The following is a 13,771-nucleotide window of genomic DNA, read 5'->3' on the forward strand; positions in this document are numbered from 1 at the left end:
TCCGCCCTGGGAGACATTTCGCCAGACATGGGATGTCCTATGTCCCATTTGGTGTGATCGTGATCGCCCGTCCCTGCCGTCGCCGAACGGAGCCCTGGCCGCCCGTCCCCCGCACCCCGTCAGAAAGCTGGACCCCGATGCCCCCGACCCGCCTCCCGGTTCCGCTCTCCGGTGTCGTACCGCCCCTGTGCACCCCGCTCACCCCGGCCGGCGACGTCGACACCGGGTCGCTGGCCGCGCTCGTGGAACGGGTGATCGCCGCCGGCGCCGGCGGGGTGTTCGCCCTGGGCTCCAGCGGCGAGGCCGCCTACCTCGACGACGCCCGGCGGCGCACCGTACTGGCGACGGTCCGGCAGGCGGCCGGGGACCGGGTGCCGGTGCTCGCCGGGGCCATCGACATGACCACCGCCCGGGTGCTGGACCACGCCCGCGCCGCCGCCGAGGCGGGCGCCGACGCGCTGGTGGCCACCGCCCCCTTCTACACCCGCACCCATCCGGCGGAGATCGCCGACCACTTCCGGCGCATCCGCGAGGCGGTCGACCTGCCCCTGTTCGCCTACGACATGCCCGCCTCGGTGCACACCAAGCTCACCCCGGAGGTGCTGCTCGCGGCGGCCCAGGACGGCACCCTGGCCGGACTGAAGGACAGCAGCGGCGACGACGGGGCGCTGCGCCGCCTGCTCGTCGCCCTCCGCCGCCGCGGGCTGGACGGCTCGTTCACCGTGCTCACCGGCTCCGAACTCGCCGCCGACGGAGCCCTGCTGGCGGGCGTGCACGGGGTGGTGCCGGGCCTGGGCAACGTCGACCCGGAGGGCTATGTGCGGCTGTACCGCCACGCCCGGGCCGGACGCTGGCGCGAGGCCGCCGCCGAGCAGGACCGGCTCGCCGCCCTGTTCGCCATCACCGGGACCGGTGACCCGGCCGTGATGGGCGGCAGCTCCTCGGCGCTGGGCGGCTTCAAACTCGCGCTCCACCTGCTCGGGGTCATCGACTGCCCGGCCACCGCGGCTCCCCAGGTCCCGCTCGGCGAGGCCGCGCGGACCGCGGTGCGGGAACTCCTGCGCGAGGCCGGGCTGCCGGCATGACCTCGGCGCGACGGGGCGCCGGACCGGCGGCGCCCGGCCCGGACGCGCCGGTCCGCTGGTACCGCGAGCTGTCCGGCCGGCAGTGGAAGGCGATGTTCGCCGCCTGGGTGGGCTACCTGCTGGACGGCTTCGACTTCGTCCTCATCACCCTGGTGCTCACCGAGATCGCCGACGAGTTCCGGCTCGGTACGGCCGCGGCGGCGAGCCTGGTCTCCGGAGCCTTCGTCACCCGCTGGCTGGGCGGGGCGCTGCTGGGCGCCATGGGCGACCGGTACGGGCGCAAGGCCGCGATGATCGCCAGCATCCTGCTGTACTCGCTCGGCACCTTCGCCTGCGGCTTCGCGTGGGACCACACCAGCCTCTTCGCGGCCCGGCTGGTGGTCGGCATGGGGATGGCCGGGGAGTACAGCGCCAGCGCCACCTACGTGCTGGAGAGCTGGCCGGCCCGGCTGCGCAACCGCGCCTCCGGTTTCCTGATCTCCGGTTACGCGGGCGGGACGATCCTGGCGGCCGAACTCTACAAGTGGGTGGTGCCGAACTGGGGCTGGCGCTGGATGTTCTGGATAGGCGTCGCCCCGGTGCTGGTCGCGCTCTGGGTGCGGCGCGCGCTGCCGGAGGCCGAGGAGTGGAGCGCCGAGGCGGGCGGCCGCCGGGCCCCGGCCGCCGGGGCCGCGCGGCCGCCGTCCGGCGGGCGGGCCCGCGCCTGGACCGACACCGGGCTGGCGGTGGCCGCGAGCGCCGCGCTGTTCGGTGTGTTCACCCCGGTGGGGGAGGGGCTGCGGTGGCCGCTGTCGCTGGTCGCCGCCGGCGCCCTGTTCGTCTTCGCCGCCCGGCTCGGCGGCCGCCGCGGCTGGGTGCTGTACGCGGCGCTGATGTGCACCGTGTTCTGCGCGTTCCTCTACAGCTGGCCGATCCAGGCGCTGCTGCCCACCTACCTGAAGACCGAGCTGGGCTACGCGCCCGCGCAGGTCGCGGACGTGATGTTCTACGCCGGGTTCGGCACCATGGCCGGCTGCTGGCTGGCCGGATTCACCGGCGACCGGTTCGGCACCCGCCGCGCCTACGCGGCGACCCTGGCCGCCTCCCTGGTGTTCGTCTTCCCCGTCTTCCTGGTGCAGGACTCCCTGGTCGGGCTCGGTGTGCTGCTGTTCTTCCTGCTCGCCCTGAGCCAGGGCATCTCCGGCATCCTGCCCCGGTACATCGCCGGGCACTTCCCGGTGGCGAACCGGGCCGCGTCGCTCGGCTTCGTCTACAACACCGGGGCGCTGGGCGGCGCGGTCGCGCCGGTGCTCGGTGCCGAACTCGCCGAGGGCATGCCGCTGGGGCAGGCCCTCGCGGTGCTCACCTTCGCGCTCACCCTGGTGGTGATCGTGCTGGTCGGGGCGGACGTGCCGCGGCGGCTGGCGCGGCTGGCGGAGGGCTCGGCGGTGGCCGACCACCTGGCCCCCGAGCGGCCGCGGGACGGGCCGGGGCCGGTGGCCCGGGAGCGCTCCCGCCGGGGCTGGAGGCGGGCCGCGGGCGGGGGATAGCGAGGAGCCGGACCGGTGCCGGGAGCCCGGCCCGACCCGGTGCACCCGGCTGACGCCGGGGCTGGAGACGGACCGCGGGCGGGGATAGCGTGGAGCCCGACCGGTGCCCGGGAGCCCCGGCCCCGACCGGTGCACCCGGCTTCGAACGCGCACGGAGGACCGATGGCCCCGACAGCAGATCCGCTCGCCGTGCGGGAGCGGGTGCGCGCTTTCGCGCTGAGCCTGCCCGGCGCCGTGGAGGAGTTCCCCTGGGGCCAGAGCGTGATCAAGGTCAACAAGAAGATCTTCGTCTTCCTCGGCGCCGAGGAGGGGACCGAGCCGCCCGGCATCACGGTGAAACTGACCCACCCCGAGGCCCACGCGCACGCCATGGCCGCCCCGGGCGCCCGCCCCACCGGATACGGGCTGGGACGGGCCGGCTGGGTGTCGGTGCCGCTCGGTGACGGCGCGCCCCCCGCCGACCTGCTGTGCGACTGGGTCGAGGAGAGCTACCGGGTGATCGCCCCCAAGCGGCTGACCGCCCGGCTCGACGCGGACTGACGCCGCCGCGGGCCGCACCCTCCCGCGCCCCTCTTCCCTTCTCCCCTCCGTCGCCTCCCGCCAGGCCCCTCCGGCCTTTCGGGTGCTCCTCGGCCCCTTCACTCCCGTCCACCGCCGGGCCCGTACGGGTACGCCGCCCGGCCGCTGCCGCCTGCCCGGCGGCGCCCGGGCGCCGCCCGCCCGCCGACGGGGAGCGGCCGGCGGTGCGCCGCCGCCCCGCCGCGCCCTCGCCAACCCCCTCCGGGGGCTTGTGCTGAGTGGAACGTGTTCTTAGCATCAGCGGTGTTACAGCGTTAGTGTCACAAGCTTGGGGGCTGGATGACGGCGACAGGGCAGGGCCCGCTGGCCGGGGTGCGCGTGGTGGAGCTGGCGGGCATCGGCCCGGGCCCGTTCGCCGCGATGCTCCTGGCCGACCTCGGAGCCGACGTCGTACGGATCGACCGGCCCGGCGGGCCCGGGCTGCGGATGGACCCGGACCGCGACATCACCAACCGCAACAAGCGCTCGGTCCTGATCGATCTGAAGGCCCCCACCGGTCCGGCCGCCGTACTGGACCTCGTCGAACGGGCCGACGTCCTGATCGAGGGGAACCGGCCCGGGGTCGCCGAGCGGCTCGGGGTGGGCCCGCGGGAGTGCCGGGAACGCAATCCGGCCCTGGTCTACGCCCGGATGACCGGCTGGGGCCAGGACGGCCCGCTCGCCGACACCGCCGGGCACGACATCGGCTACATCGCGATCACCGGCGCGCTGTCCATGATCGGCGCCTCCGCGGACGAGCCGCCCGCGCTGCCCGCCAACCTCCTCGGCGACTACGCGGGCGGCTCGCTCTACCTGGTCATCGGCGTCCTCGCGGCCCTGCACCACGCCCGCGCCACCGGCACCGGCCAGGTCGTCGACGCCGCGATCGTCGACGGCACGGCCCATCTCACGTCCATGATCCACGGAATGATGGCGGCCGGCGGCTGGCAGGACCGGCGCGGCGCCAACCTGCTGGACGGGGGCGCCCCGTTCTACGGCAGCTACCGGACCGCCGACGGCGGTTACATGGCCGTCGGAGCACTGGAACGCAAGTTCTACGCCGAGTTCATCCGGCTGCTGGGGCTGGCCGACCGGGTCCCCGGCCGCGAGGACTTCGACCGCTGGGACGAACTGCGCGCCGCCGTCGCCGCCCGCTTCGCCGAGCGCACCCGGGACGAGTGGACCGAGGTGTTCCAGGGATCGGACGCCTGCGTGGCCCCGGTGCTGTCGCTGCGGGAGGCCCCCGGCCACCCGCACCTGGCCGCCCGCGGCACCTTCGTCGAGCACGCCGGCATCACCCAGCCCGCCCCGGCCCCCCGCTTCAGCGCCACCCCCACCGGGGTGCGCCGGTCCCCGGCCCGGCCCGGCGCGGACGCCGCCGAGGTGGCCGCCGACTGGGACGTGCCGGGGCTGCCCACCGCCACCGAGACCGACCCCGAGCCCTCAACCGAGACGGAGACCGAGCGATGAGGCGCGACCTCTTCACCGCCGAGCACGAGGCGTTCCGCGAGACCGTCCGCACCTTCCTGGCCAAGGAGGTGCTGCCGCACCACGACCGGTGGGAGGACCAGGGGGTGGTGGACCGCTCGGCCTGGCTCGCGGCGGGCCGCCAGGGCCTGCTCGGCCCCGGCGTGCCCGAGGAGTACGGCGGCGGCGGGGTCGACGACTTCCGGTACAACGCGGTGATAGCCGAGGAGTTCGCCAAAGCGGGCGCCTCCGGCCTGGCCATCCCGCTGCACAACGACGTGATCGGCCCCTACCTCACCTCGCTCGCCACCGAGGAGCAGAAGCGCCGCTGGCTGCCCGGGTTCTGTTCCGGCGAGATCATCACCGCGATCGCCATGACCGAGCCGGGCGCGGGCTCCGACCTCCAGGGCATCCGTACCCACGCCGTGGACCAGGGGGACCACTGGCTGCTCAACGGCGCCAAGACCTTCATCTCCAACGGGATCCTCGCCGACCTGGTGATCGTGGTGGCCAAGACCACCCCCGAGGGCGGCGCGCACGGCACCAGCCTGCTCGTCGTCGAGCGCGGGATGGACGGCTTCGAACGCGGCCGGAACCTGGACAAGATCGGGATGAAGGCCCAGGACACCGCCGAGCTGTTCTTCCACGACGTCCGGGTGCCCAAGGAGAACCTCCTCGGCGACCTGCACGGCGGCTTCATCCACCTGATGAACAACCTCGCCCAGGAGCGGCTGTCCATCGCCACCCTCGCGGTCGCGGTGGCCGAGCACCTGCTGGACATCACCACCGGCTACGTCAAGGAGCGCGAGGCGTTCGGCCGGCCGCTGGCGAAGCTCCAGCACATCCGGTTCGAGATCGCCGAGATGGCCACCGAGTGCGCCGTGACCCGCACCTTCGTCGACCGCTGCATCACCGAGCACGGGTCGGGCGGCCTGGACGCGGTGCACGCCTCGATGGCCAAGTGGTGGGCGACCGAACTGCAGAAGCGGGTCACCGACCGCTGCCTCCAGCTGCACGGCGGCTACGGCTACATGACCGAGTACCCCATCGCCAAGGCCTTCACCGACGGCCGTATCCAGACCATCTACGGCGGCACCACCGAGATCATGAAGGAGATCATCGGCCGCTCGCTGCTCGCCTGACCCTCCCGCCGCGGCCCTCCGGGCCGGCCCCAGACAGTCGCCCACCACCACCCTCAAGCGCGGCCCTCGGCCCCGTGCCGCGCTGCCGACCCCGTTGCCCCGTTCGTGAAAGGCTCACCGTGACCACCGAAGCGTACGTCTACGACGCCATCCGCACCCCGCGCGGGCGCGGCAAGGCCAATGGCTCCCTGCACGGCACCAAGCCCATCGACCTCGTCGTGGGCCTCATCGACGAACTGCGCCGCCGGTTCCCCTCGCTGGACCCGGCCGCCATCGACGACATCGTGCTCGGCGTCGTCAGCCCCATCGGGGACCAGGGCTCGGACATCGCCAAGATCGCCGCGATCGCCGCCGGACTCCCGGACACCGTGGCCGGGGTGCAGGAGAACCGCTTCTGCGCCTCCGGCCTGGAAGCGGTCAACCTGGCCGCCGCCAAGGTCCGTTCCGGCTGGGAGGACCTGGTGCTGGCGGGCGGCGTCGAATCGATGTCGCGGGTGCGGATGGGCTCCGACGGCGGCGCCTGGTTCGCCGACCCGATGACCGCCTACGAGACCGGGTTCGTACCGCAGGGCATCGGCGCCGACCTGATCGCCACCATCGGCGGCTACTCCCGGGCCGACGTCGACAGCTTCGCCGCGCTCTCCCAGGAGCGCGCCGCCGAGGCGTGGAAGGACGGGCGCTTCGACCGCTCCGTCGTCCCGGTCCGCGACCGCAACGGCCTGGTCGTCCTCGACCGGGACGAGCACGTCCGCCCCGGCACCACCGCCGAGACCCTGGCCGGCCTCAAGCCCTCGTTCGCCACCATCGGGGACGCCGGCGGCTTCGACGCCGTGGCGCTGCAGAAGTACCACTGGGTGGAGGCCATCGACCATGTGCACCACGCCGGCAACTCCTCCGGGCTGGTGGACGGCGCCGCGCTGGTCGCCATCGGCAACGCCGGGGTCGGCGAGCGCTTCGGCCTGACCCCTCGGGCCCGGATCCTCTCCGCCGCGGTCTCCGGCGCGGACCCCACCATCATGCTCACCGGCCCCGCCCCCGCCTCCCGCAAGGCGCTCGCCAAGGCCGGGCTGACCATCGACGACATCGACCTGGTGGAGATCAACGAGGCGTTCGCCGCCGTGGTGCTGCGCTTCGCCGACGACATGGGCCTGAGCCTGGACAAGATCAACGTGAACGGCGGCGCCATCGCCATGGGCCACCCGCTGGGCGCCACCGGCGCGATGATCCTCGGCACGCTCATCGACGAACTCGAGCGCCAGGACAAGCGGTACGGCCTGGTGACCCTGTGCGTCGGCGGTGGCATGGGCGCCGCCACCGTCATCGAACGTCTCTGACCGTCCCTTCCCTTACGGAGCAGCAGAACATGAGCGAGACCCCCGCAGCGTCGACCATCCGCTGGGAACAGGACGAGACCGGAATCGTCACCCTCGTCCTGGACGACCCCGAGCAGTCCGCCAACACCATGAACGCCGCCTTCATGTCCTCCCTGGAGGCCGTCGCCGACCGGGCGGAGGCCGAACGGGACAGCATCCGCGGCATCATCGTCACCTCCGCCAAGAAGACCTTCTTCGCCGGTGGCGACCTGCGCGACATGATCCGGATCGGCCCCGGCCAGGCCCAGCTCGCCTTCGACAAGGGCATGGCCGTCAAGCGCGACCTGCGCCGCCTGGAGACCCTGGGCAAGCCGGTGGTGGCCGCCATCAACGGCGCGGCCCTCGGCGGCGGTTACGAGATCGCCCTCGCCTGCCACCACCGGATCGCGCTGGACGCCCCCGGCTCCAAGATCGGACTGCCCGAGGTGACCCTGGGCCTGCTGCCGGCCGGGGGCGGCGTGGTCCGCACCGTCCGGCTGCTCGGCATCACCGACGCGCTGCTCAAGGTCCTCCTGCAGGGCCGGCAGTACAACCCGAGGCGGGCGCAGGCCGAGGGGCTGGTGCACGAGGTGGCCGCCACCGGGGAGGAGATGCTGGCCCGGGCCCGGGCCTTCATCGACGAGCACCCCGAGTCCCAGCAGCCCTGGGACGTGCCGGGGTACAAGATCCCCGGCGGCACGCCCGCGCACCCCAAGTTCGCCGCCAACCTCCCGGCGTTCCCGGCCAACCTGCGCAAGCAGCTGGCCGGAGCCCCTTATCCGGCGCCGCGCAACATCATGGCCGCCGCGGTGGAGAGCACCCAGGTCGACTTCGAGACCGCGCAGACCATCGAGGCCCGCTACTTCACCGAGCTGGTCACCGGCCAGACCGCGAAGAACATGATCCAGGCGTTCTTCTTCGACCTGCAGGCGGTCAACGCGGGCCGGAGCCGCCCCGAGGGCGTGGAGCCGCGCCAGGTCCGCAGGGTCGCCGTGCTCGGCGCGGGCATGATGGGCGCCGGCATCGCCTACTCCTGCGCCCGGGCAGGTATCGAGGTCGTGCTGAAGGACGTGTCCGCCGAGGCGGCGGCCAGGGGCAAGGCGTACTCCGAGGGACTCCTGGCCAAGGCGGTGGCCAAGGGCCGCACCACCGAGGCCGCGCGGGACGAGCTGCTGGCCCGGATCACCCCGACCGCCGACCCGCAGGACCTGGCCGGCTGCGACGCGGTCATCGAGGCCGTCTTCGAGGACCCGGCGCTCAAGCACAAGGTGTTCCAGGAGATCGAGGGCATCGTCGCCCCGGACGCGCTGCTCTGCTCCAACACCTCCACCCTCCCCATCAGCGTGCTCGCCGAAGGCGTCCAGCGGACCGCCGACTTCATCGGGCTGCACTTCTTCTCACCGGTCGACAAGATGCCGCTGGTGGAGATCATCAAGGGCGAGCGGACCGGCGACGAGGCGCTGGCGCGCGCCTTCGACCTGGTGCGCCAGATCCGCAAGACCCCGATCGTGGTCAACGACTCCCGGGGCTTCTTCACCTCCCGGGTCATCGGCCAGTTCATCAACGAGGGCGTGGCGATGGTCGGCGAGGGCATCGACCCGGCCTCGGTCGAGCAGGCCGCGGCCCAGGCCGGCTACCCGGCCAAGGTGCTGTCGCTGATGGACGAACTGACCCTCACCCTGCCGCGCAGGATCCGCGACGAGACCCGGCGCGCCATCGAGGAGGCGGGCGGCAGCTGGCCCGGGCACCCGGCCGACGCGGTCATCGACCGGATGGTCGACGAGTTCGGCCGCACCGGGCGCAGCGGCGGGGGCGGCTTCTACGACTACGACGAGGCCACCGGCAAGCGCACCCGGCTGTGGCCGGGGCTGCGCGAGCACTTCACCACCGAGGGCGCCGGGATCCCGTTCCGGGACATGCAGGAGCGGATGCTGTTCGCCGAGGCGATCGACACCGTCCGGCTGCTGGAGGAAGGGGTGCTGACCTCGGTCGCCGACGCCAACATCGGCTCGATCCTCGGGATCGGCTTCCCGGGGTGGACCGGCGGCGTGCTCCAGTACATCAACGGATACCGGGGCGAGGACGGGGAGGAGCCCACCGGCCTGCCCGGTTTCGTGGCCCGGGCCCAGGAGCTCCAGGCCGCCTACGGGGACCGGTTCGCGCCGCCGCGGCTGCTGCTGGACAAGGCCGCCCGGGGCGAGACCTTCGGCGACGGCTGACGTGCCCGCCCGCGTCCGTGCGTGCCCCGGCCGGGACGCGCACGGACGCCGCACGGCGCCGCACGGGCCCGCGGGCCCGGGACGCCCGCCCGCCGGCCGCCCCGGCCCGCGCGCCGTGCCCGGCGGTCAGTCCTTCTCGCCGTACCAGGCCCGCAGCTCCTCCTTCATGGAGCGCTGGAAGGCGATCACCAGCGCCTGCACCACCAGCGGCTGCATATGGGCGGAGAGCGACTTGATCGCCGCCTTCTCCTCGCCCCACACCTCGTCGCGGAAGAGCCGGCTCAGCTCCCGCGCCGCCGACCTGGTGTGCTCCAGCACCACCGTGTGGGCGGCCAGGATCGTCTCCAGTGCGATCGGCACGTCGAGCAGCCGCAGCCCGAGGTGGAGGATGGCCGGGTCGGTGCGGAAGACGTCCGGGTCCCCGGTGCGCTCCAGCATGCTCATCGCCACCAGCCGGTCGATGTCCTGGTCGGTCAGCTCCCGACCGGCCCGCCGGGCCAGCTGGGCGCGGGTGGCGTCCTCGGGGCTGTCCGGCGCCCAGGAGGCGACCAGCGCGCGATGGATGGCCAGGTCGTTCGCGCTGAGGTCGGCCGGCAGCTGCCCCAGGTACCGTTCGATGGCGGCCAGCGTCATGCCGTGGTGCTGCAGCTCCTCGATCAGGGCCAGCCGGGACAGGTGTTCCGGTCCGTAGTGGCCGACCCGGCGGGGACCGATCACGGGGGGTGGCAGCAGGCCGCGGGTGCTGTAGAAACGCACGGTGCGGACGGTCACCCCGGCGCGTGCCGCGAGCTCGTCGACGGTGAGTGTGGTGTCCCCGGTCTCGGTGGTCATGGCCCGCGCCCCTCACTCTCCGCTCTGCGCTCCCTCAGGGTTCAACAGTATTGCTGTCTCATCATCGGTGTGAAACCCCCGGGGGCGGCTCCCCGTGGTCCCGGCGTCCGGTCCCGTCCGTCCGGACACGGCCGCGGGCCCCCGCCACGCGTGCCGGCACCGGCACCCGCCGGCGGATCGGCCGCGCCCCCGGGGGCACCCGCGGTTCCCCGGCCCCGGCCGGGCCCGGGGCGTGGCACGCGCGACGGCCGGCCCCGGGCGGGAACGCGTGACGGCCGCCGGTGACCGGACGAGGTCCGGTCACCGGCGGCCGTGTGGCGGCGTCCGGTCACCCGGTGCGGGCGACGGTCAGGCCGTACCGGGACTCCGCGTCCCGGCGGCGGGCCTCAGTGGCCGTGCCGGGCGCCGTGGGCGTCGTGGTCGTGCTGGTGCACGGTGTTCGTGGCCTGGATCTTCTTCCACGACCGGGGCTGGGCCGGGGCCTTCTGCGCACCGATGGCCGCCGCCCGCGCCGCCGGGGCGGCGGGCTTGGCCGGGGTGTACAGCCAGGTGTCGAACAGCTCGGCGAGCGGCTTGCCGGACACCTTCTCGGCGAACCGGCGGAAGTCGGCGACCGAGGCGTTTCCGTAGCGGTACTCGCTCGGCCACTGCTTGAGGACCGCGAAGAAGTCCTCGTCGCCTATCTCGTTGCGCAGCGCCTGGAGGGCCAGCGCGCCCCGGTCGTAGACCGCCCGGTGGAACTGGTTGTCGGCGCCCGGGTCACCCGGCTTCACCTTCCAGAACGGGTCGTCGGCCGGGTACTGGGCGTAGACGTAGTCCGCCAGCTCCTGCCCGGTGCCCTCGCCCTCCTTCTCCGACCACAGCCACTCGGAGTAGCGGGCGAAGCCCTCGTTGACCCAGATGTCGCGCCAGTCCTTCACCGAGACGCTGTCGCCGTACCACTGGTGCGCCAGTTCGTGCACGACCACCGAGACGTTCGCGCCCCGGGCGAACTGCCGGGGGCTGTAGAACGGGCGGGTCTGGGTCTCCAGCGCGTACCCGGTCCGCACGTTGGGCACGTAGCCGCCCAGCGCGTTGAACGGGTACGGGCCGTACAGCTCGGTCAGCCAGTCGGCGACCTCCACGGTCCGCTCCACGCTGGCCCGCGCGGCGCCCGCGTCGTCGCCCAGGTCCTTGCTGTAGGCGTTGACCACCGGCAGTCCGCCGGGGGTGGTGTCGGTGGTGACGTCGAACCTGCCGACGGCGAGCGTGGCCAGGTAGGTGGCCTGCGGCTTGTTGGAGCGCCAGTTGTAGCGCGTCCAGCCCAGCCGGGAGGTGGTCGACTGCAGCGTGCCGTTGCTGATCGCCTGGGTGCCGTCGGGCACCGCCACCGACACGTCGAAGGTCGCCTTGTCGCGCGGGTGGTCATTGCTGGGGTACCACCACCAGGAGCCCTCCGGCTCGCCGGCCACCACTCCGCCGTCCGGCGTGCGCAGCCAGGCGGTGTACCCGCCGACCTGCACCTCCGACGGCGTGCCGTGGTAGCGGACGACCACCGTGAAGGGCTTGCCGGAGGCCAGCCGGCCGGCCGGGGTGACCTCCAGCTCGTGGTCTCCGGTCGTCTTGAACCCGGCCTTCTTCCCGCCCACCAGCACCGAGTCGACGTCGAGCGCGAAGTCGAGGTTGAAGCGCGACAGGTCCTGCTTGGCACTGGCGACGATGGTCGCGGTGCCTTCCAGGCGGTCGTCGTCGGGCTGGTACTTCAGCCGGAGGTCGTAGTGGGAGACGTCGTACCCGCCGTTGCCGTAGGCCGGGTAGTAGGAGTCCCCGATGCCGGGGGCGCCCGGCGTGGGCTCGGCAGCCGAGGCCGGGATCGCCAGCACCAGGCAGGCCGCGGCCGCGGTCGGGACGAGGAGTCTGTGACGCACGAGTCCTCCAACTCGTAGTGGGGAACGGTCAGGGCGATCATTGCGGACTCCACGCACCGGATACCGGAACATCCCGAACACGGGTCCCATCTGTCATGCGTTCGACACCCGGTCGACACAGGGCGACACATCCGTCCCGGTCTCGCCCCGGAAGGCCGCAATCGCCCTCTTCAAACGGGGAGTTCCGGCGCGCTACCGTCCCGCGTGCCGCCATCCGCGGCAGCGCACACCGGACCGAGGAGGGCCCGTCATGACCCGTGGCAGCAGACCGCGCAGATCCCGGATCCGGACCGCGCTGTACGGCGTCACCGGCGCGGTGCTGGCCGCCTCCGCGCTCGCCGCGCCCGCCCGGGCCGAAGCCCCCGGGCCGCCCCGCACCGGCTTCGAGACCAGCGGCGGCGCCCGCTGGACCAGCCAGGCCGAGGAGACCGACTTCCTCGGCGCCGTCGACGCCGCCACCGACCGGGTGACCGTCGAGCGCGTCGCCACCACCGGGCAGGGCCGCCCCGTCCGGCTGGTCACCATCGGCGCCCCCGGCGCCCCACGCGACCCGGCCCGGGTGGCCCGCGGCAACTCGGTGCTGCTGATCTGCTCCCAGCACGGCGACGAGCCGTCCGGCCGGGAGGCGTGCCTGACCACCGTCCGCGACCTGGCCTACGCCGACGACCCGCAGACCCGGCGCTTCCTGGCCCGCACCACGGTGCTGGTCATCCCCACCGCCAACCCCGACGGGCGGGCCGCCGACACCCGCGGCAACGCCGACGGCGTGGACGTCAACCGCGACCACCTCGCCCTGCGCACCCCCGAGGCACGGGCCGTCGCCCGGGTGCTGCGCGACCACCGCCCCGACACCGTGTACGACCTCCACGAGTACGGGGCCACCGCCCCGTACTACGTCAAGGACCTGCTGGCGCTGTGGCCGCGCAACCTCAACACCGACGACCGGGTGCACCACGAGGCGCACACCCTCTCCGAGTCCTACGTCCGGCCCGCCGCCGCGGCCGACGGGTACACCACCGGCGTCTACGGCATCTGGACCGACCCGGTCACCGGGGAGCCCGTCAAGCAGGTGGCCGGTGACGGCCAGGAACGCATCCTGCGCAACACCGCGGGCGTCAAGGGCGCGGTCGGACTCCTGGTCGAGACCCGGGTGGACGCCATGACCGACGACGAGCGCGCCGACCCGGCCGTGAACCAGCGGCGCCGGGTGGCCTCCCAGCAATCCGCGCTCGCCGGACTGTTCGACTTCGCCGACGAGCGCCGCGCCCGGATCGAGGCGGCCACCACCGGGGCCCGCCGGGCCGGCCGCGCCGGCACCGGCCCGGTGTACCTCGGCGGCGCGGACAACGATCCGCCGGCCGGGGACGAGGTGCTCACCGACCCGCCGTGCGGCTACCGCCTGGACGCCGCCGGGTACGCCGGGGTGCGCGACGAACTCGCGCTGCACGGTGTCGCGGTGCGGCACGAGAACGGCGGCGTCCTGGTGCCGCTGCGGCAGCCGCTGCGCAGGCTGGTCCCGCTGCTGCTGGACGGCCGAGCCGCTTATCACCTGATCGCGGGGCAGCCCGCGGCCACCTGCTGACCCGCACTCGCGCCTCCGCCGGGGAGGGGCCGAAGCCGTGGTAGGGGGTACTGGGTAGCCGGCGAAGCGTTCCCGGCGGACCCAGCGAAAGGCGCCGAA

10 protein-coding genes are annotated in these 13,771 nt (G+C 73.7%); 8 read left to right on the forward strand and 2 right to left on the reverse strand.

Annotated features, from left to right (window positions below; all coding sequences use genetic code 11):
- The first annotated feature begins 137 nt into the window (after positions 1–137).
- The 7 genes from ACH4B3_RS08495 (at position 138) to ACH4B3_RS08525 (ending at position 9,352) form a co-directional block, all read left to right on the forward strand.
- Positions 138–1,085 carry a dihydrodipicolinate synthase family protein gene (locus ACH4B3_RS08495; RefSeq protein ID WP_398461985.1) on the forward strand — a complete coding sequence of 316 codons (948 nt, stop codon included), beginning with the start codon at positions 138–140 and terminating at the stop codon, positions 1,083–1,085.
- Positions 1,082–2,614 carry a sialate:H+ symport family MFS transporter gene (locus ACH4B3_RS08500; RefSeq protein WP_398461986.1) on the forward strand — a complete coding sequence of 511 codons (1,533 nt, stop codon included), beginning with the start codon at positions 1,082–1,084 and terminating at the stop codon, positions 2,612–2,614. Before ACH4B3_RS08495 ends, ACH4B3_RS08500 begins: the two co-directional genes overlap by 4 nt.
- Before the next feature lie 162 nt (positions 2,615–2,776).
- The gene (locus tag ACH4B3_RS08505; protein WP_398461987.1) at positions 2,777–3,154 is read left to right on the forward strand and encodes an MmcQ/YjbR family DNA-binding protein; all 378 of its coding nucleotides are present in this window, start codon (positions 2,777–2,779) and stop codon (positions 3,152–3,154) included.
- 318 nt (positions 3,155–3,472) lie between these two features.
- Positions 3,473–4,642: a CaiB/BaiF CoA transferase family protein gene (locus ACH4B3_RS08510; RefSeq protein ID WP_398461988.1), complete on the forward strand. Its 1,170-nt coding sequence runs from the start codon at positions 3,473–3,475 to the stop codon at positions 4,640–4,642.
- Positions 4,639–5,781, forward strand: coding sequence for an acyl-CoA dehydrogenase family protein (locus ACH4B3_RS08515; RefSeq protein ID WP_398461989.1), 1,143 nt, complete (start codon positions 4,639–4,641; stop codon positions 5,779–5,781). Before ACH4B3_RS08510 ends, ACH4B3_RS08515 begins: the two co-directional genes overlap by 4 nt.
- Before the next feature lie 119 nt (positions 5,782–5,900).
- Entirely contained in the window at positions 5,901–7,115 is a 1,215-nt protein-coding gene (locus tag ACH4B3_RS08520; protein WP_398461990.1) for an acetyl-CoA C-acetyltransferase, read from the forward strand.
- A gap of 29 nt (positions 7,116–7,144) precedes the next feature.
- Positions 7,145–9,352, forward strand: coding sequence for a 3-hydroxyacyl-CoA dehydrogenase NAD-binding domain-containing protein (locus tag ACH4B3_RS08525; protein WP_398461991.1), 2,208 nt, complete (start codon positions 7,145–7,147; stop codon positions 9,350–9,352).
- 126 nt (positions 9,353–9,478) lie between these two features.
- Here ACH4B3_RS08525 and ACH4B3_RS08530 read toward each other — a convergent pair whose 3' ends face one another.
- Entirely contained in the window at positions 9,479–10,183 is a 705-nt protein-coding gene (locus tag ACH4B3_RS08530; protein WP_398461992.1) for a MerR family transcriptional regulator, read from the reverse strand.
- A gap of 386 nt (positions 10,184–10,569) precedes the next feature.
- Complete coding sequence (locus ACH4B3_RS08535) at positions 10,570–12,090, reverse strand: M1 family metallopeptidase (RefSeq protein ID WP_398461993.1); 1,521 nt, start codon at positions 12,088–12,090, stop codon at positions 10,570–10,572.
- A gap of 250 nt (positions 12,091–12,340) precedes the next feature.
- Here ACH4B3_RS08535 and ACH4B3_RS08540 point away from each other — a divergent pair, with 250 nt between their 5' ends.
- The gene (locus ACH4B3_RS08540) at positions 12,341–13,672 is read left to right on the forward strand and encodes a M14 family metallocarboxypeptidase (RefSeq protein WP_398461994.1); all 1,332 of its coding nucleotides are present in this window, start codon (positions 12,341–12,343) and stop codon (positions 13,670–13,672) included.
- Positions 13,673–13,771 lie beyond the last annotated feature (99 nt).

The organism is Streptomyces sp. NPDC018031 (assembly GCF_044327625.1).
Lineage (GTDB): Bacteria > Actinomycetota > Actinomycetes > Streptomycetales > Streptomycetaceae > Streptomyces.

What these genes read in the sequence shown, in the direction of transcription:
- ACH4B3_RS08495 (WP_398461985.1), top strand. Translation starts at nt 138, where the DNA reads ATGCCCCCGACCCGCCTCCCGGTTCCGCTCTCCGGTGTCGTACCGCCC.
- ACH4B3_RS08500 (WP_398461986.1), top strand. Translation starts at nt 1,082, where the DNA reads ATGACCTCGGCGCGACGGGGCGCCGGACCGGCGGCGCCCGGCCCGGAC.
- ACH4B3_RS08505 (WP_398461987.1), top strand. Translation starts at nt 2,777, where the DNA reads ATGGCCCCGACAGCAGATCCGCTCGCCGTGCGGGAGCGGGTGCGCGCT.
- ACH4B3_RS08510 (WP_398461988.1), top strand. Translation starts at nt 3,473, where the DNA reads ATGACGGCGACAGGGCAGGGCCCGCTGGCCGGGGTGCGCGTGGTGGAG.
- ACH4B3_RS08515 (WP_398461989.1), top strand. Translation starts at nt 4,639, where the DNA reads ATGAGGCGCGACCTCTTCACCGCCGAGCACGAGGCGTTCCGCGAGACC.
- ACH4B3_RS08525 (WP_398461991.1), top strand. Translation starts at nt 7,145, where the DNA reads ATGAGCGAGACCCCCGCAGCGTCGACCATCCGCTGGGAACAGGACGAG.
- ACH4B3_RS08530 (WP_398461992.1), bottom strand. Translation starts at nt 10,183, where the DNA reads ATGACCACCGAGACCGGGGACACCACACTCACCGTCGACGAGCTCGCG.
- ACH4B3_RS08540 (WP_398461994.1), top strand. Translation starts at nt 12,341, where the DNA reads ATGACCCGTGGCAGCAGACCGCGCAGATCCCGGATCCGGACCGCGCTG.